The following is a 23876-nucleotide window of genomic DNA, read 5'->3' as shown; positions in this document are numbered from 1 at the left end:
CTGATGCTTTCCTTACAGTGAGTGCGCCTCTTTCGATCCTATCTTTCGCCTGGAACGGCGACTAAGCAGGATCCAGCAGGCCAGGCCGGCGGCGAGCAGTGCCATGAACACAAGGCCATATCCTGTCATCGTGGGAACAGGCATAGCCAGAGGGGTGTTTGATCCTGCCAGAGCAAAAGGTAGCCCCGAAAGTGCCATTAGATCGGGGTTCGTACAGGAGTTGATCGTCACCTCGATGCCGCCGTTTCGATAGGTTTGAGATGAACATAGGCGCCAGCCGGAGTACCCGCAAAAGTAGATCTTGTCCCCGCGTTGGGCGGGGCTGAAGGTTATTTTGACCTCTTCCAACTCGAACACGTCGTCCAAGTGTACGTCCCAGTAGCTTTGGGCGTTTGGCAGAGCACCGCTGCACGGATTGTCGGTGTACTGAGCAGTTGTAACGTAGTGAGACAAGGTATGCAGCAGGCTTTTGACTGCCACTTCAACAATCCCGGGAGTCGTATCCTCGGTGCTGCCGGAACCAATAATCTCCACGGTATGAATGCCATCCACGCCGCCTGGAGTGTCGTCTGGGATGAAGAAGACAGCCACTCCGTTCCGGACACCGCATACCCTCGCGATGACGGTCGCCACGAGCACGTCTCCGCTCGCCTCGGAGGTCAGAGTCGCGGTAGCGACACCGTTGACCGTAGTGGTTGTGATCGATGGCGAAGCAAAGGAGCCATGATCCGTACTGAATGTTACGCTCGTCCCATCCGGCACGCGGATACCGTCGCCGTGGGTCACGAGGGCAGTGATTGTTGCAGTGGACAATCCGTCGGCGGAGATACTCGTCTTGTCAGTCTCCACCGTGACCGCGAGCTCCGTGAGGCGGATCAGCTCCCATCCCCCATGGGGGATAGCGGATGTATCCGCCAGCAGGTTAGCGACATTTGCTGTGCCGATGTATAGACCGTCATCGACGAGCATGTTGCGGAGCCCATAAGCGGCATAGTTTCCCAAACCGTTCAGGCTTTCGGGCAGGGCGTGTACATCGGATCGGGAGAACCGCCACAGATCGGCACCAAGAAACATATTCAACAGGTCCGCGTTCTGTTCGATTTCAGGGTGGTCTGCAAGGAAACCTTCGACAAAGGCCGTGATCTTCTCCCTGCATTCCTCGCAGTCATCAAAGATGGTATCGAACAACATTTTGCCGACATCATAGGCCATGAAACTCCAGTCCATGGTCCCGACGTACAACTGGCCGCCATAGACTTCCATGGTCCAGGTGTAACTGTTGAATATATTGCCAAAACCTGAAAGGCCATATAGCACGGGGCCGGTCCGGTTGGGCTGAAGGCTCCACGTCTTGTCGGCAGGTGAATAGGCCGGCAGCATGTCAAGACCGTTGACCACCTCTATAACGGGGTTATCCGGGAAACCTTTTGCGCGAAAGATACTGATATTCCGCCAGCTCCCAAGAAACGCGAGAATAAGGTCCTCGGTCTCGGTCGGTTCATAGACCATCATGTGAGTAAGGAAGGAAACAAGAGGGAAATTGATGGTGCCCCAGTAGACATAGCCATCGTAGGCGGTCATGGCACCCATGAAGTAGGCTCTGGCCAGGACAGGGTCGGGCTCATAGTTCTCGGCACCCCAGATCTTGGTCCAACTCTCCATGTGCGCGCCGGTGAGACCTCCAGGCGGTATCAAGGGGCTCATGTAGATGCCGGATGTCGCCTCATCGGTCGGAGTGGCCCATGTGCTTACAAACAGGCGCCCGTCCAGAACGGTCAGCTCCGCTCCTTCTGCATCCAGACGGCCGACTTCCTCGAACTTCAGGAGTTCGTTGATATCGGTCGAATTGGAATCTCCGATCCACTTGAGCACCCGCCCCTTTCCATCTTTGGATCTGACGGCCGAGTAAAGGCAATCCCCGGCCACGATCCACTTCCGGATATCCAGATACTCCGGAAACGCCTTGGACCCGAGGTATTCGCCTGTGTCGGCTTTGAACGCGAACAGATTGATGGCGGCGTGATCGATGAGGCTCGGGTCACCCTGAAAAAAACTCGCGATGAGGTTAGGACCACCCAGGATCACGATATTGCTGAGGGCGCCGGAAGCGCGGATACCGAGGGTATCCTGGACCAGCGGGTCGTTGGGGGTCTTGTCGGTTCTTACCTTGGTTTGGGTGTTGTAAACGAAAATTTTCGGCGGCCGCCAGTCGCCGAGCGAATCAGGGAGTTCGGATAGGTTTGGATTGGTCGGGACGAATTGATTTTTGAATGAACTGAATCCGAATTCGCAGACGAAAGATTCAGTCTTCAGAGCGAAATCCTCAATGGGAATCATCTGGTTGATGGTTGCGATATAGGTTCCCAGCACAGTGCAGAACTGATTGGCACTTGTCCCGAACCAGATGTCTGACCTGGTTTTGACCATGCTGAACAGATAAGCCTGGTTCAGTTTGGCTTGTCCTTCGTTGCAGGGCGGTCCGGCAGGGTAAGGAAGGCCAATCTCCTTGAAGCATTCGTCCTGATCCGAGGTTGCAAGGACTTCTTTATGCATGGTCAGCGTGCAATCAGGGGTGGTAAATTCCTTATTGAAATGAGAGTTCCAAAATTGGATGATCTCTTCTTGGAGCATCGCCTGGCAATAAGCAGTGGAAGATGACAAGATAAAGAACGAAAAGAACAGCACGGAAGCAAAAAACCTCATCAGCATGTTTTATCTCCCTTCCCCTACTGTGTTGACAAAATGGGTCTTAATAATTTTCGCGGATAACTCCGAGCCCGTCTACTAGATACTTTTCATAAAGTCAAGAAAAAATTTTCATAAGCAAAACTTAAATAATTGCTTCAGAAATTATCGCCTCCCTTATAAGCAATAAGTTCAACCACACGACTATTTTTGCTTGGCTTCGCCGGCTCTTTCGCTGAATACTGCCCAGATCGACACACGCGATAAAACAGTGGGAATCTTTTTCAGTAAACCGATCCGCTTCAGCATGCTGCCGCTCAAGCTGTTTCCGGTCGGCGTCAGATCCGACCGACAGATGGGGGTTCCCTCAACCCCCGGGGCGGCAGAGCCGACGCTTCCCCATCATTCGAGCAGGCCCAGTTTTTTCAGCCTCGACTGAACGGCCCCGGGCCTCCGGGCGTGCGCCTCAGCCACGGTCCGGATATCCGCGCCGGAAGCGCGCTCTTGGCGCAGCCGCGCATCCTCCTCAGGGCTCCATTTCCGGTAGGCGTTGGGATGCTCCCTGCGAATCGCCTCGATCGAACTCTCCGCGCCGCCCTCCCCGCCCGAACGTAAAACCTCCTCGGCAACCCGCAGGGCATATCGGCAGAGCTCGCTGTCCCCGGAGTAGAATCGCTCCACCGCCTGGAGATTACCCAGGCTCAGGATCTTCTTCCGGACGTACTCTTCCACCTCCGGCGGCGGCTGAGGTGCCGCACCTGTGGAATCGGCCCCCTTTTCCACAACCGGTGTCGCCTGATGCGTCCTCATGGTCACGTGGTTCTTGTACGCCTGAACCGTAGGAGGCGAAACCCCCATCTGTCCGGCGATTTCTTTTGAATCGAGCTTCCCTTCCCTCTGAAGATCGAGAATCCGGCCCTTTCGCTCCTCGGACTCCGTCATGCCCTCCGCCTTTGCCTCAATCGCACACTCTGCCTCGCGCTCCCCCCTTGCGCCGGCGCCCTCTCCCTCGAGGTGCTCCCGAATGACATTCAGGAAAACCGCACCAAACCGCTCCGCCCTTTTCTCCCCCACCCCGCTGATCTCACGGAACGCCTCCTCGTTCGCCGGTTTCCGCTCCGCCATCTCCCGCAAGGTGGCATTCGAAAAGATGAAAAAAGGCGGGAGGCTCAACTTCCTTGCCGTTCGGACCCTGAGGCCCTGAAGCTTGTCGTAGAGCGACTTCGCTCCGGCATCCTGCAGGGCGGCATCGGTGCGCGTCCTCCCTGATGCCCGGGCTGAGCTCTTCGAGGACCTTTTCCGGTCCTGCCTCCGGAGATCGCGCCTGAAGCGGATCTTCACCTCTCCCTTCAGCACCCCCCAGCTCTTCTCGCTCAGCTTGAGGCCTGGGTGCGGCCCGGTGGCAGGCGTCAGGTAACCCGCAGCCAGGAGCTGCCTGAAAATCGAGCGCCACTCCTTCTCGGAGAAGTCCTTTCCCACCCCAAAGGTCTTGATCCGGTCATGACCGAGCCCCTTCACTTTGTCGTTCAGGGCGCCCCTCAAGACATCCGTCAAATGGACCACCCCGAAGCGCTGGCCTGTCCGGTAGACGCAGGAAAGGGCCATCTGGGCGGGCACCGTCCCGTCCCAGGTCTCCGCAACATCGAGGCAATTGTCGCAGTTTGAGCAATCCTCCGGATAACTCTCCCCGAAATACCGGAGCAGAAACCTCCGGCGGCACTCCGCTGTTTCGCAATAGGTGAGAAGGGTCTCGAGTTTTTTCCGCTGGATCTCCTTGAATCCCTCGTCGCCTTCCGACGCCTCGAGCAGCCTTCGCCTCGCGACCACATCTCCAAGCGAGTAGAGCATCCATGCGTCCGCCGGCTCCCCGTCCCGCCCCGCGCGCCCTGTCTCCTGGTAATAGGCCTCCATGCTCCCCGGCGGGTCGAGGTGGGCCACGAACCGCACGTCCGGCTTGTCGATCCCCATGCCGAAGGCGACCGTGCCCACGATCACGATGCCCTCCTCTTTCCGGAAGCGTTCGAGATGTCTGCGCCGAACCTCCCCGTCAAGCCCCGCATGGTATGGGAGGGCGTTCACCCCCGCCTCCTGCAGCCACGCAGCCGTTTCCTCCGCACTGCGCCGCGTCCGGACATACACCAAACCGGCATCCCCCGCATGCTCCTTCTTCAGAAAGGCGAACAACTGCCTGCGGGGCTCTTCCTTGAGTTGGACGCGGTAAAGGATGTTCGGACGGTCGAAGCTCGAGATGAAGGCCTTTGCATCCCCGAGCCGGAGCTTTTCGAAAATGTCCTTCCGTGTGATGTCGTCCGCGGTAGCCGTGAGCGCCATACGGGGCACACCGGGGAAATCACGCGTGACCTCCGCTATCCGCAGGTAATCCGGCCTGAAGTCATGCCCCCACTGCGAGACGCAGTGCGCCTCGTCAATGGCGAAGAGTGCGATGGGCATATCGGCCAGGAACGCCCGGAACCCTCCGAGGAGGAACCGCTCCGGGGCAACGTAAAGGATGTCTGCTTCTCCCTTCCGGATACGCAACTGCGCGCGGGCGGCCTCTTCATCCGAAAGCGTAGAGTTCAGGCACTCCGCCCTGACCCCGATCTGCCGCATCGCCTCGACCTGGTCCTGCATGAGTGCGATCAGCGGAGAAACGACAATACCGACCCCCTCCCGCAGAACGGAGGGGATCTGATAACAGAGAGACTTGCCACTGCCGGTCGGCATCAGGACGAAGACATCGTTTCCGTGCATCACGGTTTCAATGATTTCCAGTTGGTGCTCGCGGAACTCGCCATAGCCGTAATACCTTCGGAGGATATCGTACGGGTTCATTCAATCACGCTGAAATAGAAAGGGCTGGTATCTCGACAAACAGGGGAATTTACAACATCTCTGCTATTTTTTGTCTTGTCATCCACATCCAGCATGTACACACCACCTTTTATGTTCGCAAAGGCCGGCAGTTCGTCGGCCGGCAGCTCAACGCAAGGCGCGGAGATTCGTTTACCGGCAAAATGCACGGTCTTCAGTTTACGAAAACCACCCTCTCCAAAATCGGATTTTTACAGTGATTCCATAACGCTATTGGCCACGACACATCCCGGGATCCGATTTTGAGTTATCCTGTCCTGCGATCGAAGCGCGAAAGCTCCGCCTCGACAAGCGCCACCGCCCATGACGAAAACCTACTTGCGCTAACCTCACACGAGGTGAATAACCTCCGCCCCTTCCCACAGTCGGCTCAGGTGCTCAGCCACCAGGCGACGGTGGCAGTGTTCTGGTTTGTCTTCGCTGCACAGGAGTCACGTCCCGTCAAAGGCCTCTGGGTCGAACTCCAGCACCCCCTCCGCCTCCCTGGCAGCATGGAGGCAACGTCAAAACCAAGTCCGAGTCTCGACATTTTTTCTTGCTTTTCTATAAGTACAGATTTCCATTTTTCGCTATCAATAGATACTACATGTAGTATCCATCCGGAAATGATTTTCCGGTGGAACCCAGTTTCCCATCCGGAAATGAGTATTTTTGGCCAATATCAAGGAAATCAAACGTTTGCGCGGAGGCGACCTGGTGGTCGCCGCACAAGCAAATGTGCAGATTGACGCCGAGATTGGCCAAAAAGACCATTTCCGGATGGAAACTAACTCTATACTCGACGAACAAGGGCGGGTGATCCCGGTCAGTGCTCTTTGCTAGCCGATTCCGCGGTAATGTGTCGTCAGCCCTTAGGCGGAGCGACCTTCACTTTCAGGTTATCCGGAGGGAAGGGGCTGAGCTATAATACTGTGCAGTCGGCAATTTCCCTTGTCGTTCGACCAAAACCAAGGCGTCGGAAAGATATTTTGTTGCAATCTTCGTTCATGGATATGGTCCCACCCGGATGGCCAGACAGGAAAGAGTGCCCCACCTCCCTTTCGGAAAGCATCTCATTTGGTATGGTACCGGGGACCAGTGCCGCCGCGGTAAGACAACAGGAGTCCGTGCATAAAAAAGTAGGATGCATGGTCTTCCAGACCACCAACTTGCCGACCAATGAGCATTCCTCTTTCCTGACTGTTCTGCCGTACCCATGTTCTCAGGTTGTCATCTCACTCATAATGTGTCCACATTCGGATGACCTTTACAGTCTTGATGTCGTCCAAGATTTGGTAGACCAAACGATGTTGTATAGTAATACGGCGTGAGCATGCGCTGGAAAGGTCTCCGATGAGTTTCTCGTACGGCGGCGGTGTCTGGCAGGGATCTTCTCTGAGAATGTTGAGGATTCGTTCGGCTTGAGGCTTCAAACCGGATCTCGCCAAATTCTTTGCATCTTGTTTTGCGTGCTTGGTATAAACCAGCCGCCGGCTCACCAGTCCAACTCCTCATTGCATTCGTCAACGGGAGTATTCAGTCCCTTGCGAATGGACTCCCGCATGCCGGGGATAGATGTAAGGTACAGGGTCTCCTGAATCGCATGCCAATCCTCCTCCGCAACGAGGATTGCAGTATTCCTTTTCCCCACGATCTGAACCGCCTCATGTGATTCGGCCACATCGTCAACAAGGGTGTACAAACGCTTTCTTGCTTCAGACGCTGTCAAAGTAGTCATTTCTAAAGCTCCCGTATCGTACGTAATATGGTACGGTCTGGGAATCCCAAAGTCAAGCCCGGATCTTAGGCATGGATTTTAGGCGAACGATCGAACTGTACGACGCGGTTTTTTGCGTCCGCTGAATTTTTTGGTCAGCTATGGATCAGATCATTTTGTTTTCTGCTCCAAGACCTCACTGACTTTGGCGGCCAGGCCTTTGGTTGAAAAAGGCTTTTGGATAAACTGGAGGCCTTCGTCGAGCACACCACGGTGTGCAATGACGTTAGCGGTGTAACCGGACATAAATAAGCACTTGATCCCCGGACAAAGTTTTTCCAATTGGTCGGCCAATTCCCGGCCATTCATTTCGGGCATGACAACATCGGTGATGAGCAAAGAAATCTCACCTGAATGCGCTTGAGCGGCTTCCAGTGCTTCCGAAGGGCTCTTGGCCATTAACACCTTGTAGTTGCAGCGCAAAAGGATTCGTTCAACCAGTTTCAAGATCGACATTTCGTCTTCAACCACCAGTACCGTTTCACCGTTGCCATTCGGAACCTGCTCATCAATTATCCTCTGTTTTCCAAAGATATCGCCCGAATGTCCGGGTAGGTAGATTCTGAACGTCGTACCACGGCCCGGTTCACTGTAGACATTGATGAAACCATTGTTTTGCTTGACAATGCCGTAAACCGTAGACAATCCCAGGCCGGTTCCCTTTCCCAAGCCTTTGGTGGTGAAGAAAGGCTCGAAGATATGATCCATCGTCTCGCGGTCCATGCCGCAACCGTCGTCGCTCACAACCAAAAGGACGAATGCACCGGGTATAAATCCCGGATGCTCGGAACAATAATCCGCGTCAATGGTCGCTGCGCCTGTTTCGATGGTGATCCTGCCGACGTCGGCGATGGCGTCGCGGGCATTGACGCACAGGTTGGCCAGGATCTGATCGAGTTGGGATGGGTCCATCAGCACCGGCCCAGGCACCTTTCCTGGATGCCAGGCCAGGTCGATGTCTTCGCCAATGAGTTTTCGTAAAATCTTGAGCATGTTTTCCACGGTTGCATTCAGATCCAGGATTTCAGGCGCGATGGTTTCCTTTCTGGCGAAGGCAAGCAACTGCCGCGTAATATCCCTGGATCGGTTGGCGGCGCCATGGATTTCATCCAAGTCTTTTAGCAGCGGATCTTCCGCCCCCACTTTGTCCATGGCCAGTTCGGAGTAACCGATAATGACGCTGAGGATATTGTTGTAATCATGGGCTACACCACCGGCCAAGCGCCCCACCGCTTCCATTTTCTGGGCTTGTCTCAGTTGTGCTTCAAGATTTCGCTGCTTCGTGATGTCTTCAACGATCCCCTTGTAATGGGTGATGCGTCCGTCATTGTCCCTGACGATGAACGTCCAGTCACGTACGAATTTCTCTGAACCGTCTTTAGCGATGACGCGATAGGGTTCGTGGACGAACTCCACGGTCTTCTCTTGAGCGCTCATTCTTGCCACTTCTTCCATCACGCGCGGCAGATCCTGGACGTGGATACAATCGGTGTACGACACCTCCCCTATGATGAATTCACCCGCCTTGTAGCCAAGGAGCCTTTGCACATTTTCAGAAACAAACTCCACCGGCCATCCCACCGCGTTCTTCCAGGTGAAGGCCACGGAAGAGCTCCTGTTCACGATAGTGCAGGCTTCTTTCAACGCCTTCTCGGCACCCTTGCGCTCGGTAATATCGCGGAAAATGCCGACGAGGTAGCGGCGGCCGTCCATCTCCAGGGGTGCGGAACTCACGTCCACGGGAAAGACGCTTCCGTCCTTCCGTTTCATGGGGATGTCCTCGGCCAACATAATCTCGCCTTGTGCCTGCTTCTCGAACAGCGCGCGTATGAGTTCGACAGCCTCTGCCGGATGGATATCGACGACGGACAATCCCAATATCTCCTCCTCCGAGTAGCCGAGCATCCGACAAATCGCCTCATTGCCCAACCGGAAACCGCCCGACTCCGCCTCAGCCACCAGAATGCCGTCGTTGGCGGATTGAAAGACCGCCCGCAGGGTCCTCTCGTTGCGAATCCGCGCCTGCTCGGTCTCCATAGTCTGCAAGGCGTAAGCCACGTCGCCGATGAGTTCGCGGAACAGGGACTGTTCCTCGGCGTCATCGGCCAACCCTTCCGGCAAGGCCACCACCAGCACGCCGTAATCGCGCTCGGCGTGCCGGAGCCTTCCGGCCAGGGCTACCGTGTCTCGATAGTTATTTGCCAGGGCGCAAGCCTTGCACTTGACGGCGGTATCGTGCATCGGTACGATACCGCCGGGATGCTCCAGCGCACGCCGGTAACACTCGGGCCATTCGCCCCCTTCGAGACGCTCCCTTAGGGCGCCGAAGTCCTCGCCGATCCCGCATTCGGCCACGGCCTCGAGTTCGCCTTCGGCGTCGCGCAAGGCAACCCACGCGCTGTGATAGCCCCGCGTCGAAACAAGAATCTCACATGACCGGCGCAGCAGGCGGTTCCTATCTTTCTCGTGGGTAATGAGCTGATTGACATCGCGAATCGCCCGCAACACGCGGTTCAAATGCTCGATTCGGCTTTCCGCCCGCTTGCGGTCCGTGATGTCCTGGAACGAGCCGCGCACGCGCACGACCTTCCCATCTTCAAGGATCGGGCTACCGATGGTGCGGACCCACTTGTGGAGACCCTTTGCGGAGACCAGTTCCAGTTCGAGGTCGTATGGTTTGCCGGATTCGATGGCCTCCCTGACCGCCAGTTCAATCCTCGCGCGCGACTCGTTTCGGTAGAAACTCAGGCCCTCCTCCATGCTCGTCTCGTCGGCCCAGTCGAGATCGTGGATCCGGGCAACTTCTTCGGTCCAGGTCCCTTCGCCGGTATCGGGATCGAACTCCCAGCCGCCGATGTGGGCGATCCGGCCCATCTCGCGGAGAAGCATCTCGTGATGCCGCAGGCTCTCTTCCGCCCGTTTACGTTCGCTGAAGTCCACGTTCGTGGTGATGAAGTGGAGCGGTCGGTTACGGCTGTCGCGCACTATGCTCATGCTGACATCCGCCCAGACAATGCCGCCGTCCTTGTGGACGTACCGCTTCTCGAAACGCGCGGAGTCTTCGCGCCCGTCCAGCAAGGGCGAGATGCGCCGCTCCGTCTCCGGCACGTCCTCGGGCAGGGTCAGTTCCTGCCAGGTCTTGCCGCGCAGTTCCTCGGGCGCATATCCCAGCATCTCGGCAAATGCCTTGTTGGGATTGAGTTCTCCCGTGGGCAGGGTGATGGACTTGCCCACGTTCGCCGCCTCGAACACGGACTGAAAACGGTCGAGGCTTTCCCGTAATTCCCGCGTCCGGCCGGAGACCTGCCGCCGCAGCAACCACGACCAGAGTAGGGCCAAGAGGGCAATCAGCAAGAGCGGCACAGCAATGAAGGCGACGAGCTTGAAAACGGTCCGCGCGGACATCCCCGGCTCATAGAGGCCCAGCCATTTCTCGTATATACGCTGGTATTCGCCCGAATCTTCGAGTATCCGCAGCCCCTCGGTGAATTCCGCCAGCAACGCCTCGCGTCCCTCCGGGACCGCGTAGCAGTACTGGCCGGAGTAGAATGCGCGATCGCCGACCGCGATGTTCGTCCACCCGTTTTTCTTGATCGCGTAAAGCGCGCCGAAGCGAGTCCCCAGACCGCAAGCGTTCCGGCCTTCGGCAACCGCACGCACGACATCCTCCTGGGTTTCGACGGTCGTGATCCGGGCCGCGATGCCATGTTCCGCGAGCGCATCCAGAATGGCATCCTCGGCCTGCACCACCAGGTCCCGTCCGGCGAGACCTTCGAGCGTTGTGGGGGGCGGGCCTTCGCCGCGCCGCATCATGCTGACGCAGTGGATCACCAGATACCGCGGGGAGAAATCCATTACCCGATCGCGTTCCGGGCTGTAGAACATCCCTTCCAACGCGTCGATCTTGCCATCGCGCAGCCCATTGACCATGTCTTCCCAAGGGCCCAGTTGAATGTGCACGTCCATGTTCAGCTCGCGCGCGATGGCCCGCGTCAGCTCCACCGTGAACCCCGCCGGGCGGCCTTTTTCGTCGAGAAATTCAAAAGGCGGATAGTTGTGGTCGCCGCCCACGACAATGGGCCGGTCCGACGGCAGCTCGAGGTGGGCAAACCACCTGGCGTGCAAACGGCGGTGCGTGCCGTCGGCCACCGCCAGGGCCAACCCTTCATTGAGGACCGACAGCATCTCGCGGTCGCCTTCTTTGACCGCGAAACAGAAGTCCTGCGAAAACCGCCGGATGGGCCGGTCAACGATCTTGAGGTTCGACAGGCCGGTTTCTTCCAGGAGCCGGAGGGCCACCAGCCGCTGGATGACGACGGCCTCACAGTGTCCCTCCGCGAGCGCGTGGAAAGCGTCCGAAAACGTGGGCCTCGTGACGATGTCGAATCCCCGGTCTTCACGCCGAAGAAACTCCTCCGCATTGTCGCCCTTCATCACGCATACCCGCCGCCCGCGCAAATCCGCCAGCCTGCGCACATCTTCCGTTTCCTTGCGCACGACAATCGCGCCATGTATCGTCATGTAGGGGACCGTGAAGTCGAAAAGCGGCTCCCGCTCCCGCGTCCGGCCCACCATCGGCAGCGCCTGGACCTCGCCCCGCTCCAGCCAGCCCCGCACCTCGGCCCACGGGCCGGTTCGGAACGTGACCTCGCGTCCCATCTTGCCCAGCGCCGCCCGCATCAGCTCGACGGAGAACCCGTCGACACGTCCGTCTGCATGAACGATACAGAAGGGAGGATAATCGATTTCGCAGCCGCTGCGGACCGTCAGTGCGGTCATCTCATCGGCAAAGCCCTCTACAGGGCACAATAACCCGACCGCCAGACTCACAACGTACAGCGCCAAAACACCCATCCCTCCGGCAGCACCCCGCAACGCCCGGGCCGGACATCGTTTGCTGTTTTGCCTTGCGCTTTTCATGCTTTCCTCTTCCCGGCGCTTTCCCAAAGTACTCGTCGCCCCGCAGCGCTTCGACGATCTCCGGGCCGGGGCTGTCGCGTTCATTGCCCAGCACGTCACTTCAGCCGATGAGGCATCACCTGTTGCGCTCTGCCAGGAAATGACGTTTAGAATTCATCATCAGAGAAAACATTCCGGTTCCCGCCGCGTACCGGCAAACTTGACCTCCAGTTCATGCTTGTGCCATAAATAATTTTCATCATCGAAATATTTCGCCCCAACAGGACATTTTTTGATGCAGGCGCAACACTTAATGCAAATGCCTGTCATTTTAGAAACATCATCTGGATCAATCGATCCCATGGGGCAAACCTCGGCGCAAAGCTTGCAGTCGATGCAATCGCTGCTTGTCTTGGGAGTAACTTTAAGGATGCTTATGGAATTACCTTTTTGATCCTTCAGTCGGTAATATTCTCTGTAAGGTTTATTTCCTCTTACGGCAACGGCGGAAATTTTACCCGGTGTCTTTGTTTTAGCATATATCCTGGCAGCAAAATCGCCCGCCGCGGCCATATCCTGTTCGTCAGGCCTGTCGGCCCCGAGCGTCGTTGAAAAAGAATGCTCGCCGATAAATGCTCCACCGGCAATAACATTAAAACCGTTCGACTCCAGAATGTCCTTGAACTCTATTAACGCATCGTCATAATCACGGTTTCCGTAGAGAACCACGGCGACTGCAGTTGCCCCGTTACCGGAAATTGTGTTTAAGAATTTCAGCAACACATTAGGTACGCGTCCAGCATAAACCGGAATACCCGCGATAACAAGGTCATCCTTGTTAAAGGAAAAAATTTTCTTTCGAGCTTCCGGCAGCGTAACGTCAATATTGCTGACCGTAATTTTCCCGCCGTAATTTTCCGCAATTTTTTCCGCAATACCGGTTACAATTCTCTCAGTTGTGCCTGTTGCGCTGAAATACAGTGTATTGATTTTCTTATTCATCGATTAAGTCTCCCTATTTGCATTGGGTGCAATCGGTCTTATTTCAAAATTCGAGTTTAAATAGTCTCCATCCGGAAATGATTTCCCGGTACAACCCAGTTTCCAATCCGGAAATGAGGATTTTTTGCCAATATCAAGGAAATCAAGCGCTTGCGCGGAGGCGACCTGGTGGTCGCCGCACAAGCAAATGTGCAGATTGACGCCGAGATTGGCAAAAAAGACCATTCCCGGATGGAAACTAAATATCAAATATACCAATGGGTTCCAGCTCGCGCCAGTTGATTTGGAAATAAAAAGATTAGAGGTGTGGCACTTAGGACATCGCCTCCAGTGCCTGGTTCGGCATCGGTTATTCCATCATGCGTTGGTATCGAGTTGCGCAATTGCCACCTTCAGGACCGCGGCTGAGGCATGGAGAGCCGCAGTTTCATTCTCCGGAAGATTGGCGGTAACGATCTGCTCGACTCCCGTTTCAGAGACGACACAAGGCACGCTGACGCAAACATCCTGAAGCCCGAATTCACCTTCGAGTCTCGTGCAAACAGTCAACACGCTTCTTTCCCTCCGTAGGATCGCTCCTACAATACGTACGAGTGCCAGACCCACTGCGAAGCAGGTGGCGCCCTTGTAATCAATGATGTGGTAAGCCGAGTCCCGCACCTGTTGTTCCATAGCGTCGCGTTTCTCATTCCAGTCCTCACACCGTCCGCAGATTGGGCAGAACTCGTTGATCGGTATTCCGGCGACATGCGTCATGGACCAGGCCGCGAATTCAGAATCGCCGTGCTCACCAAGGATGTATGCATGGACATTGTGAACATCAATACTGCAATGGGCACTGAGAAGATGCCGAAGACGTGCGCTATCCAGGACTGTGCCGGAACCCAGAATTCGTCCTCTGTCAACCCCGGCGCTTTGCAGGGCAACGTAGGTCATCACGTCCACGGGATTACTCACGACGAGGATCAAACCATCCGAGTCCTGCTTGACAATATCGGCGACGATGTTGTGCATGATGGCCGCGTTCTTATGCAAAAGCTCAAGTCGGGTTTCCCCGGGCCGTTGAGCTGCCCCCGCCGTGATCACGATCAGTTGGGCGTCCCGGTAGTCGGAAGGATTGCCCTCACGAATGGAGACCGCGGGGAAGAACGGCTGCCCGTGCGCAAGGTCTAGAACCTGTCCCCGCGCGAGTGCTTCGTTCTGGTCGATCAGTACGATTTCGCCAGCCAAGCCGCTTTGTGCGAGAGCGTAAGCAAAGGTCGAACCAACAGCACCCGCACCGACCACAGCAATCTTTCTTTGAGATGCCAAGGGCATAGCCTTCACTCCTTTCTGATTGCCGAACGAAAAAAGTCAGCGACGCGGGCGTCAACCCGCTTTCGCTGCATTGGTTTTGTTAGGAGATGGGGCTGACAAAAAGCCGAAATAGGCGAACAACAGTCCGACACAAATGGAAATGCAGGCGAAAATTTTCACGGTTCCGCCTGTGTATATCCGCATGGACAAATCATGAACCCATTGGGGATAGACAATGATGACAATGCCCTTCAGCAAAACGGGCCAACCGAGGAGAGTGATCAGAACCGTCCAGTTCTTTGCCCAGTTATTGTGGTAGTTCGCGATGAGGAATCCAATGATGACTGTCACAAAACCGCTCATGTAGGTCAGTCCGGCGTTGCTGAACAAATCGTCAGCGATTTGGCGATAATGCCCCAGGTTGAAAAACGCCTCCAAACTGGCGGACGGATAGATGATCGCCGCCATCTTCGCGATGAGTTTGGATAGTTGCATTTCTTTTCCCCCTGACATTTGAATTGGACGGCATTTCTAGGCGCCGGCAGATGCCTACCGTAATTGCCGATAAACCCCGAGGCGATCGGTGATCTGCCAATGTCCGGTTAGTCGACTGCCAGCAAAGTAGTAAACAGTAGCCCCCGACATCTCGATCTGCTTACCGGTAGCAGGAAATCCCGGAATATCCCCCTTCTGCGTGGCTGAACAGAACCATATCATTAAAACAGCGTCACCATCGGCAAATAGGCCCTGAATTTCGAAGTGTTGATCCGGAAATGCAGCCCGCAACGTTTTGACGCGCTCCTCATAACCGGCGAGCTCAAGTTCTTTTCCCTCCCACGGATCGCCTGGATCGTGATGAATCGTGTACTTCGGCGCGATGTATTTGTCCGATGCCTCGATATCGCCCTCGCTCCATACCTCGCGGGTAAATTCGCGCAGTATCGCTTTGGCGTTGTTACTGATTGACATCGGTGTTGCTCCGTACTTTTGATGTTTATTTCTTTGATCACCGATTTTCGCGCTCCTTTTAAGCGTCACAGCGATATAAGAACCGACGACACATTCAGGAAAATATCAAATGCAGTTTTGCATCCTCTAACCAGTTGATAACGAAAGGTATTCGGTGCCAGGGAACCGCTCTTGAAATGGAGTTATGGGCTCTTTTGGGGTATATGACGCTTAAAATTCCGTTTTTGGCGACTATTTTGCCCCTGCCTTTAACAAAATGGCGGTAAAGCTCAGGCGCGTCACAGTCCTCGAAACCCCGCAGGTTTTTGGCCAGCATGCTGTAGAGGGTGTCTGCAATTATGGTCATAACGACATCGAAGTGGACCTTGATCAGGATTGGAGAGGATAACGCATTGAGATTGAAAAATTTGACAGCCTCAGAGATGGCGTTTTCAACCCGCCATCGACCGGAATAATTCCCCACAATCAACTCCACGGGTGAATCGAAATCGTTGGAAATGAGGAAGACCGCTTTCTCATGGCCGTTGCCATGGATAATCACCTGCCGTAAGAAACCTTCATAGTCTTTGATCTCAATGAGCGACTCATGGACCAACGGCTCAGGTAATTTCCGTCTGGCGTGGGGGATGTGAATTACGATTCAAGGGCTAGAGAGAAAATAGTTGATTGCTGGAATTATTTTGGTGCCAGGCAATCCAGCCTGTTGAAAAACCCGTTGGATATCCAGTTTCTGGATGAATGGGGCAAAAGTGAAAATACCGGCATCCCGGCATTCATGTTTTCTTTTGTCCCATCCCCTCATATGAACCACCCGGGATGTTTCGGGCACCTTGGCGCCTTTTACCGTAAATCCGATCTTAAGGCTAGTCCGACGAGGCAGTTTTGGGTACCCCTCTTCTGCCAAAATACGCTCGACCGTGCGAATAGAAATCTCAATTCCTCCTCCAAACAACAGTAGCTGCGCAATTTCACCAGCTGAGAACTGATGTTCATGCCAACTACAGATTTTGTTGCGAGCAATGGTGCCGACTTTGCGTCTTTTGATCTTGTCTTCAGGAACCGGTTCAGAAAAGTCGATTTTACCATGAGCGAACCGATGACAAAGGATACTCTTAAGGATTCGTACCGCCTCTGCCATTCCTGGGTTGGATGTAGGAAGAATTTTTCATCGAGCATGTCTTTTATATATGCCATGACGCTTATTTTGTAAAGATATAATGGAAAAATCCGCGAATTTCTTGAGCCTCACGGAATCCCAATAAGATTCATGGACGCGCTCATTGCAGTCGATGCGCCTTGTCGGGGTTGTATTTTGGTCACCAACAACGGACGGCAGTTCCGTCGGGTCCCATTTCTAAAAATCGAAAACTGGACCCACTTGTTCCCTTCAGAGGGTCGGCCCGCCGAACGTCCCGGCCGAACCGGGACGCGTCGGCGCCGTCGCGCTCCAGCCGGTTCTTTAATTTTTTCGAGCCGTCTTCCATGCAACACCTCCTACTCTCCGACCCTTTCACCTCAAAGAGCGCAACCACCTTTTATCGCCCTCAGCTTGTCTGGGCGGCACCTTATCACAGGCGATTGACAGATCAGGTCAGATAGGCGTACTCTCCATCGAGGCGCCCGCCGCTGATGCGAGATCCCGCCTAGTTTCCATCCGGAAATGGTCTTTTTTGCCAATCTCGGCGTCAATCTGCACATTTGCTTGTGCGGCGACCACCAGGTCGCCTCCGCGCAAACGGTTGATTTCCTTGATATTGGCAAAAAATACTCATTTCCGGATTGGAAACGGGGTTGTACCGGGAAATTATTTCCGGATAGACACCGCCCAATATCCGACGTCTGAAGGAGCAAGCTATGAACCTTGATGACCTGCTTATCTCGAAATCGATTATAGAAGCATTTCACGAAAAACTGCTGGCCCACCTGAAAGTGGACGTAGCCTTGGTCGGAGCCGGACCGTCCAACATGATCGCCGGGTTTTACCTGGCCCGCGCGGGCGTACATGCCGCCTTATTCGAGTCCAAACTTGCGCCCGGCGGCGGCATGTGGGGCGGCGGGATGATGTTCAACGAGGTCGTCATCCAGAATGATGCTCTTGAAGTCGCCCAGGACATGGGGCTCAGATATGTGGAAAGAACAGACGGCTATTACACGATTGACAGTGTCGAAGCCACTTCCACGATCATTTCACAGTGTGTTCGGAGCGGAACGCCTATTTTCAATCTGATTCGGGTGACCGACGTACTGTTCAGAGAAATCGACGGAGCACCCAAGGTGTCGGGCCTGGTTCTGAACTGGTCCCCGGTGGAAAAGCTTGACCTCGCCGTTGACCCACTCAGCATCCAGGCGGAGGCCGTGGTGGACGGCACGGGCCATCCTGCGGATATCTGCCGCGTCATTACCCGGAAAATGGATGCCCGGCTGAACACACGCACCGGAGACGTCATCGGCGAAATGTCCCTTTGGGCCGACCGCGGCGAGCAATTCACCGTAGCCAATACAGGGGAGGTGTTCCCCGGCCTGTACGTAACCGGTATGGCTGCGAACAACGCCTTCGGAGGACCTCGCATGGGGCCGATTTTCGGGGGGATGATGCTCTCCGGGAAAAAGGTCGCAGACATGCTGGCCGCGAAGCTGAAGGAGTGATCGTTGCCAAGAACCGCAGAAGACATCCGCCTCTACTGTTTCTCCCCCGGTCCCTTTCTCGCCGGGAGGGATCCCGTCGCACTGGTGGAGGCCCAAATCGAAGGCGGAGCGGACGCGATCCAGTTGCGCGAGAAAAACCTCCCCACACGGGAGCGTTTGGCCCTCGGACGGAAGATCCGGGACATAACGAGGCGGCACGGTGTCCTTTTCATCGTCAATGACAACCTGGACTTGGCCTTGATCCTGGAAGCGGATGGGCTTCACCTCGGCCAGGAGGATATTCCTATCCAGTCGGCCCGCCCGTTCATGAGAAACCGTATCATCGGGGTTTCAACCCATTCCATGCAGCAGGTGCAGGAGGCTGCAGCAGCCGGAGCGGACTATATCGGCTTCGGTCCCGTTTTCCCAACCGGTACGAAGCCGGATCACGCGCCCGAAGTAGGGCCAGAAGGTCTGGCAAGGCTGGCCCGGATGTGCCCGCTGCCTTACGTAGCCATCGGCGGCATCACACGGGCCAATCTGCCGGAGATCATCCAAGCGGGCTGCTCCCGAGTAGCCATTATGTCCGATATTCTGAAAGCGGAAAGCCTCGACGAAATAGAAGAACGATGTCGGAAAATAAAGCTGACCTTGTGTTCTTCGCGGAAATAGGGCCGCTGAGTGCGTGTCAGGGACGCTGTCCCTCATTCACCACGTTTTTGCCACAGCCGTTCCTAATTCCAGGGTAAAATTTCATTTCTGCAGTCTGACAACCTGCCGAGATTCATTGATGATGCGTTTAGAAATCTCTATTCTTCATTGGTCAACATCGAATAAGATTTTGGTCGGAAATAGGGCTTGTCTTTCATGGCCTTTGTAGTCGAATCTTGCCTTAGAAATGAGAGGGTGTTTATGCAACTCATTTGCGTCTGGTGCAGCGGCAAGTGATAAAACAGAAACATGTTGCGGAATCGCAGGAGCGGCCTCTTTTTTGACATTCGAGCATTGTGTCAAATTCTAGACACTGGTCCAAAACCGAGCCAATACGTCCTTTGTTCCACGCACCCTCGCAGCCTAGTTTCCATCTGGAATAGAGTCCATCACGCTCGTAGACGGTCGTTTCTCCGTTCTCCATCGCCTCTTGAAGGTTGGGCAAGTCGTTGACCAGCCATGTGTTTGATGTTTCCTTAACCGCCCCATATCCGATGAACCCGTCCGTTGCCCAAGACCGCGCCTCCCGGATTGCTCCATGCGGCCGGTTCGTAGATCAAGAAAAGCACAGCAGCCAAGAGCGCTGATGCATTGAACCTACGACGTAAACATGCCTTCCTTTGATGCCCCCCTGTGATGAAATCGGCACTTCCTTCTGTCAGCATAGGGCTCAGCGTTCCCCATGCAAAGAGAAAGAACCATTGCGCTGTAGGCCTTCCACTGGATGTAGCCATGCCCAGGCCGGTTACGCCACGTAGCGCTGCAGCTCGGAAACGGTTTACAGGTCGCTGCACCAGCCCGGCGGGACATTGAAGCGGGACACTGACCCGGGGCCTTGACAACCAGCCTTCGACATGATGATATCATCGACTTCCAAGACCCCGTTATTTGCAAAGAGAGGTATGGCTCCGATATGAAAACACCCAGACCGGTCAGCGTCATCATGCCCGTCTACAACGCCGCCCCGTACCTATCAGAGGCGGTGGAAAGCATTCTCAATCAAACCTTCCGCGATTTCGAATTCATCATCATCAATGACGGGTCGACAGACGCCAGCTTGGATATACTGGAACATTATTCCCATATTGACCGCCGCATCACGGTTTACCATCAGGAGAACAAGGGGTTGATCCACGCCCTGAATAGGGCATGCCGGTTGGCACAGGGACCTTTATTAGCGCGCATGGATGCAGATGACATCAGTTTGCCCACTCGGCTCGAGCGGCAGGTCGCCTTTCTCGAAAACCACCCCGAGGTAGGTGTGCTGGGCTCCTGGTATGAGAGCTTTATCCAAGACAAAGAAAAATCCACCTTGGTGCCGCTGCCAACACAACCCTTGAGTACAGCCTGGAGACTGCTCTTCGGGACGCCTGTCCCTCATCCAACGGTTATTTTACGTAAGGAATTGTTGGAGAAATCCGGTTACTACAGGGAAACTGCACCTTTTATCGAAGATCGCGATCTTTGGCTTCGAATGTCCAAAATTACAAAATTGATGAACCTTCCAGAGGTTCTCTTGCGTTATCGAATACATGATGACAGCATCTGCGTAAAATTTTCCGAAATGCAAAGTCAGATGCTAAGAGAATCTGTTCGCGAAAATATGCCGGTTTACATTGAAAAAGATTTTAAAGACAGATCCTTTGAATCATTTTATGATCTATTTATTGATAATCATGTATGCAATCAGAGGGCAATAAAAGAGGCTGTTGATATGCTAATAAAGCTCTACATATCGTTTAAAAACAAAAACAAATTAGATGCCGTATCACACTGTGAGATAAAAAAAGATATTATAGAAAAACTTTTGGTTGCTGCAAAAATGCATATCAAGTATTTTCCCTATAAAAGTCTGAAGTTGCTACTTGACTCCTTTTCCATTGATGGATATATAACTACGAGACGGTTATCTTTCAAACTGCTGTTATGTATATTACCGGAGAATCTACCATTTTCACCTTTTGCAAAAAGATCATGGCTTGTATCAATGAATAATTTTTGTGCAAATATACGTTCCGAATCGAATATATCCTTTCCCTGCACAATCATAAGCCATCATCATAATAGACGTTAAACATTATCATCATATTGTTGAAGCGCAACAATGGAAAATGATTATATTATAGTTGGATCAGGATTAACTGGATCGGTCATAGCTCGCATGCTGACTGATGCGGGATGCAAAGTGACTGTTATAGAAAAAAGACCTTACATGGGAGGGAATCTACACGATCAAATATCCAACACAGGTATCCCTTACCATACATATGGACCCCATTTTTTTCGCACAGATTCTAGCGAAATCCGGGATTTCCTTAAGCGATTTTCCATCTGGTATCCATTTGAGGCTGTCATAAAGACGTTTGTCGATGGGAGACTTGAGAACTGGCCAATTTCTCTCAAATATATCCAGCGTGAGATTGGCTCCACATGGGATTCTTGCTTCAAGGGACACCCGACCAATTTTGAAGAGCAGTCTCTGTCCATGATGCCAAGGCTCGTTTATGAAAAATTTGTCAAACCATATACGGAAAAGCAGTGGGGAGTATCGGCCGACACATTGGAGACAGCACTGGCCAGCCGTTTCGAGGTCCGCTTGGACAATGACCCAAGGCTGTCAAAAAAACGCTACCAGGGGTTGCCGGAGCAGGGATATACAGAACTTATAAAAAATGTGCTGAATGGAATTGAAGTGCATCTGAATTGCGACTATCTCAAACATCGCCCCCAAATCAACGCAAAAAAACTCCTTGTATTTACGGGGGCTGTCGATGCCTATTTCGATTATCGATTCGGGCGCCTCCGGTACAGAGGACAAAAAAGAACGGTAAGATATCTTCGTGATACAGAGATTCATCAGCCCTATCCTATCGTCAATTATCCATCATCGGATCGTGAATTCATCCGTGTTATCGAATGGAAACATTTTCTGCCCACCCATCAAGCTCAACGGTGCAAAGGAACATTGCTTTCTTATGAAACTCCCTTTACTCCAGAGGACCCCGATCTATTCGAATATCCTTTCCCAGGCAGTATTGACCGTGCCATATATGACAGATACAGACAGCTCGCCTATACAATCCCTGGCTTATTGATCTGTGGGCGCCTTGGAGAATACCGTTATTATGATATGGATCATTCAATTGAAAAAGCTATGGTCCACGCAAAAAATATCATTAGTAACAGTTCTTTCTGATGGATAAGACAAGAATATATACAAACAGATGAATTGTTTATGTGTAAAATATATGGTTTTTCTTTTTAAATGAATTTACCATTTAATACTGTTTGTTTATGAATGATACAGCCATTCTTTTTTGTTGCCATTTTATCGATCCCAAAATCAAATCTGCGTTTTCGAGATTAAAACGAAACTGCGCGCATGATTTTGATGTCTATTTTTCATACGATAACACAAAAAGCCCAGAAATTGAACTCTCATGTTTTTCAAAACATGTTTTCAATCTGAATATTCTAAAAAATCACGGGTACAAATTTGCAGAAGAATCTACCTGGTTTCACATAGATTATCCTATCATCGATTTCTTCCTGAAAAATCCAAACTACACATACTATTGGCGTATTGAGTATGATGTAAGGTTTTTTGGAAATTGGCATATTTTTTTCGATTATTTCGCTGGCAGCGATGCTGATATTATTGCAACTTATATAAGAAATTTTGCTTCTGATCCAAATTGGTACTGGTGGAAAGCCATCAATATAGAAATTGATCGTTCAGATCTTATAGGCATGTTTTTTCCGGTTGTTAGATTTTCTAATACTGCTCTGAGGCTTCTTCATGAAAAATACCGATCAGGCATATGCGGTTATCCAGAGGTTACCGTTCCCACTTTGTCACGTTTAAATGGCCTGAAATTGCAGGATATTGGAAAACAATTCTATAATTTTCTGACATTTAGCTTCGACGGTCTTGTTTTCAGAATCCCTGGAAAATTGCTGCATCCGATTAAAAAATCCTCTTTGAGGGGAAGGATGCGAGGCACGTTACGCGGCCTGATCCAGAAACGTATACCCTGAAAAATTTACATTTTAGGACTTTCACACGATGTCACATGCGAAACTATGGATCATTATGCCGGTTTTCAATGAAGAAAGAGGTCTCGAGTCAGTCCTAAGCGAGTGGGTGCGGAATCTGCACAAAATTATCCATAAATCCTCATTCATATTTCTAACGCTGAACGATGGATCGACCGATGGATCATTGGCGAAATTAAAAAGTTTATCTTCTCACTTTCCCGAAATAAGGGTAACCGACAAGGTCAACAGCGGCCACGGTCAAACGTGCGTAACAGGTTACCGGATGGCCGTCTCAGCAGGGGCCGAGTGGATCCTGCAGATCGACTCCGACGGACAGTGTGACCCGCGCTACTTTGCAAGACTCTGGGCACGTCGAAATGAGGCCGGTGCCGTCTTCGGATTTCGAAAGGTGAGATCGGATGGCATCGCGCGCCTTTTGATTTCTAGAATGCTGTCCCTCGTCATTTTCCTTCGCACCGGAATCTGGATTCGCGACCCCAATGTTCCTTATCGGCTGATTCGAACGGATGTTCTTCGCCCCTTGTTACCCCATATACCCCGGGATTTTTATCTCGCCAATATCCTTCTGAGCATCCTTTTAGAACGCTGCACTTCTATTGATTAGGTCGATATCGCTTTTCGTAAACGTTCGACCGGTGCATCATCTTTTAAACCTGTTACATTTGTCCGTGAAGGATTCCGCCTGCTATCAGATCTAAAGCGTTGCGATATGGGTCTAAAATGAGGTGTCGTTCAGCCTTCACGCTCGAAAACATACTCCTGGCGCTTTTTTTGCTGCCAGTGATTCTGTTTCTCATCACGTGGTTCCGCTACTCAGTCGGAATTCCAAGCGCATTCGCTTTGAGCCTCTTTTTTTGGCGGCTGCTCCGAGCAGACGGCAACGAAACCCCATTCCCAAAATGGACCTTCCTCGAATGGGCTTTGCTTCTTTCGGGAGCGTTGGTGTGGGTAGGTTTATCCGGCACCGGGGGTATAGGATATCAAAACTGGGACCATGTAAAAC

20 protein-coding genes and 1 pseudogene are annotated in these 23876 nt (G+C 53.1%); 7 read left to right on the top strand and 14 right to left on the bottom strand.

Going from position 1 to position 23876, the window contains the following annotated elements; genetic code table 11:
- Positions 1-12: 12 nt before the first annotated feature.
- The 14 genes and pseudogenes from ACZ500_RS05110 to ACZ500_RS05045 all read right to left on the bottom strand — a co-directional run bounded on the left by ACZ500_RS05110 (position 13) and on the right by ACZ500_RS05045 (position 16616).
- Positions 13-2709 (bottom strand): Ig-like domain-containing protein, encoded by a 2697-nt coding sequence (locus ACZ500_RS05110; protein ID WP_464231440.1) that lies wholly within the window; start codon positions 2707-2709, stop codon positions 13-15.
- A gap of 378 nt (positions 2710-3087) precedes the next feature.
- Complete coding sequence (gene recQ / locus ACZ500_RS05105) at positions 3088-5517, bottom strand: DNA helicase RecQ (RefSeq protein ID WP_464231439.1); 2430 nt, start codon at positions 5515-5517, stop codon at positions 3088-3090.
- 368 nt (positions 5518-5885) lie between these two features.
- Positions 5886-5987: pseudogene (locus tag ACZ500_RS05100) on the bottom strand (DUF488 domain-containing protein); the annotation flags it as partial.
- Positions 5988-6138: 151 nt separating this feature from the next.
- Positions 6139-6309, bottom strand: a complete 171-nt coding sequence (locus tag ACZ500_RS05095) for a hypothetical protein (protein ID WP_464231438.1) — start codon at positions 6307-6309, stop codon at positions 6139-6141.
- A gap of 461 nt (positions 6310-6770) precedes the next feature.
- On the bottom strand, positions 6771-7037 hold the full coding sequence (locus tag ACZ500_RS05090; protein WP_464232999.1) for a Txe/YoeB family addiction module toxin: 267 nt from the start codon (positions 7035-7037) through the stop codon (positions 6771-6773).
- Positions 7031-7273 (bottom strand): type II toxin-antitoxin system Phd/YefM family antitoxin, encoded by a 243-nt coding sequence (locus ACZ500_RS05085; protein WP_464231437.1) that lies wholly within the window; start codon positions 7271-7273, stop codon positions 7031-7033. The genes ACZ500_RS05090 and ACZ500_RS05085 overlap by 7 nt, the downstream gene beginning before the upstream one ends.
- Before the next feature lie 150 nt (positions 7274-7423).
- Entirely contained in the window at positions 7424-12232 is a 4809-nt protein-coding gene (locus tag ACZ500_RS05080) for a PAS domain S-box protein (protein ID WP_464231436.1), read from the bottom strand.
- A 159-nt stretch (positions 12233-12391) separates the two neighbouring features.
- A complete protein-coding gene (locus ACZ500_RS05075) occupies positions 12392-13213 on the bottom strand; it encodes a flavodoxin family protein (RefSeq protein WP_464231435.1) in 822 nt (273 codons plus the stop codon).
- A gap of 3 nt (positions 13214-13216) precedes the next feature.
- Entirely contained in the window at positions 13217-13438 is a 222-nt protein-coding gene (locus ACZ500_RS05070; RefSeq protein WP_464231434.1) for a hypothetical protein, read from the bottom strand.
- 132 nt (positions 13439-13570) lie between these two features.
- A complete protein-coding gene (locus tag ACZ500_RS05065) occupies positions 13571-14530 on the bottom strand; it encodes an L-lactate dehydrogenase (RefSeq protein WP_464231433.1) in 960 nt (319 codons plus the stop codon).
- 51 nt (positions 14531-14581) lie between these two features.
- Positions 14582-15004: a hypothetical protein gene (locus tag ACZ500_RS05060; protein WP_464231432.1), complete on the bottom strand. Its 423-nt coding sequence runs from the start codon at positions 15002-15004 to the stop codon at positions 14582-14584.
- Between the two features lie 54 nt (positions 15005-15058).
- On the bottom strand, positions 15059-15478 hold the full coding sequence (locus ACZ500_RS05055) for an ester cyclase (protein WP_464231431.1): 420 nt from the start codon (positions 15476-15478) through the stop codon (positions 15059-15061).
- A gap of 94 nt (positions 15479-15572) precedes the next feature.
- Positions 15573-16073, bottom strand: coding sequence for a hypothetical protein (locus tag ACZ500_RS05050; RefSeq protein ID WP_464231430.1), 501 nt, complete (start codon positions 16071-16073; stop codon positions 15573-15575).
- Positions 16074-16118: 45 nt separating this feature from the next.
- Complete coding sequence (locus tag ACZ500_RS05045) at positions 16119-16616, bottom strand: hypothetical protein (protein WP_464231429.1); 498 nt, start codon at positions 16614-16616, stop codon at positions 16119-16121.
- A 522-nt stretch (positions 16617-17138) separates the two neighbouring features.
- Between ACZ500_RS05045 and ACZ500_RS05040 the strand changes: the two genes are divergently transcribed.
- The 7 genes from ACZ500_RS05040 (at position 17139) to ACZ500_RS05010 (ending at position 23477) form a co-directional block, all read left to right on the top strand.
- Positions 17139-17321 (top strand): hypothetical protein, encoded by a 183-nt coding sequence (locus ACZ500_RS05040; RefSeq protein WP_464231428.1) that lies wholly within the window; start codon positions 17139-17141, stop codon positions 17319-17321.
- Positions 17322-17332: 11 nt separating this feature from the next.
- Positions 17333-18124: a sulfide-dependent adenosine diphosphate thiazole synthase gene (locus ACZ500_RS05035; protein ID WP_464231427.1), complete on the top strand. Its 792-nt coding sequence runs from the start codon at positions 17333-17335 to the stop codon at positions 18122-18124.
- A 3-nt stretch (positions 18125-18127) separates the two neighbouring features.
- Positions 18128-18775, top strand: a complete 648-nt coding sequence (gene thiE, locus ACZ500_RS05030) for a thiamine phosphate synthase (protein WP_464231426.1) — start codon at positions 18128-18130, stop codon at positions 18773-18775.
- Positions 18776-19649: 874 nt separating this feature from the next.
- Positions 19650-20888, top strand: a complete 1239-nt coding sequence (locus ACZ500_RS05025) for a glycosyltransferase family 2 protein (protein ID WP_464231425.1) — start codon at positions 19650-19652, stop codon at positions 20886-20888.
- A 30-nt stretch (positions 20889-20918) separates the two neighbouring features.
- Positions 20919-22010: a UDP-galactopyranose mutase gene (locus ACZ500_RS05020; protein WP_464231424.1), complete on the top strand. Its 1092-nt coding sequence runs from the start codon at positions 20919-20921 to the stop codon at positions 22008-22010.
- Positions 22011-22108: 98 nt separating this feature from the next.
- Complete coding sequence (locus ACZ500_RS05015; protein ID WP_464231423.1) at positions 22109-22852, top strand: hypothetical protein; 744 nt, start codon at positions 22109-22111, stop codon at positions 22850-22852.
- A 28-nt stretch (positions 22853-22880) separates the two neighbouring features.
- Positions 22881-23477: a glycosyltransferase family 2 protein gene (locus tag ACZ500_RS05010; protein WP_464231422.1), complete on the top strand. Its 597-nt coding sequence runs from the start codon at positions 22881-22883 to the stop codon at positions 23475-23477.
- The last annotated feature ends 399 nt before the right edge of the window (positions 23478-23876 follow it).

It is taken from the genome of Desulfatiglans parachlorophenolica, from assembly GCF_055394735.1.
The sequence above is the reverse complement of the archived record's forward strand: the minus strand, read 5'-3'. Positions and strand labels throughout refer to the sequence as shown.

Coding starts and splice junctions, on each gene's coding strand:
- ACZ500_RS05065 (WP_464231433.1), bottom strand. CDS start 14,530: ATGCCCTTGGCATCTCAAAGAAAGATTGCTGTGGTCGGTGCGGGTGCT.
- ACZ500_RS05035 (WP_464231427.1), top strand. CDS start 17,333: ATGAACCTTGATGACCTGCTTATCTCGAAATCGATTATAGAAGCATTT.
- ACZ500_RS05075 (WP_464231435.1), bottom strand. CDS start 13,213: ATGAATAAGAAAATCAATACACTGTATTTCAGCGCAACAGGCACAACT.
- ACZ500_RS05055 (WP_464231431.1), bottom strand. CDS start 15,478: ATGTCAATCAGTAACAACGCCAAAGCGATACTGCGCGAATTTACCCGC.
- recQ (WP_464231439.1), bottom strand. CDS start 5,517: ATGAACCCGTACGATATCCTCCGAAGGTATTACGGCTATGGCGAGTTC.
- ACZ500_RS05060 (WP_464231432.1), bottom strand. CDS start 15,004: ATGCAACTATCCAAACTCATCGCGAAGATGGCGGCGATCATCTATCCG.
- ACZ500_RS05095 (WP_464231438.1), bottom strand. CDS start 6,309: ATGGTCTTTTTGGCCAATCTCGGCGTCAATCTGCACATTTGCTTGTGC.
- ACZ500_RS05020 (WP_464231424.1), top strand. CDS start 20,919: ATGGAAAATGATTATATTATAGTTGGATCAGGATTAACTGGATCGGTC.
- ACZ500_RS05040 (WP_464231428.1), top strand. CDS start 17,139: ATGGTCTTTTTTGCCAATCTCGGCGTCAATCTGCACATTTGCTTGTGC.
- ACZ500_RS05070 (WP_464231434.1), bottom strand. CDS start 13,438: ATGGTCTTTTTTGCCAATCTCGGCGTCAATCTGCACATTTGCTTGTGC.
- ACZ500_RS05080 (WP_464231436.1), bottom strand. CDS start 12,232: ATGAAAAGCGCAAGGCAAAACAGCAAACGATGTCCGGCCCGGGCGTTG.
- ACZ500_RS05045 (WP_464231429.1), bottom strand. CDS start 16,616: ATGGCAGAGGCGGTACGAATCCTTAAGAGTATCCTTTGTCATCGGTTC.
- ACZ500_RS05085 (WP_464231437.1), bottom strand. CDS start 7,273: ATGACTACTTTGACAGCGTCTGAAGCAAGAAAGCGTTTGTACACCCTT.
- ACZ500_RS05110 (WP_464231440.1), bottom strand. CDS start 2,709: ATGCTGATGAGGTTTTTTGCTTCCGTGCTGTTCTTTTCGTTCTTTATC.
- ACZ500_RS05015 (WP_464231423.1), top strand. CDS start 22,109: ATGAATGATACAGCCATTCTTTTTTGTTGCCATTTTATCGATCCCAAA.
- ACZ500_RS05010 (WP_464231422.1), top strand. CDS start 22,881: ATGTCACATGCGAAACTATGGATCATTATGCCGGTTTTCAATGAAGAA.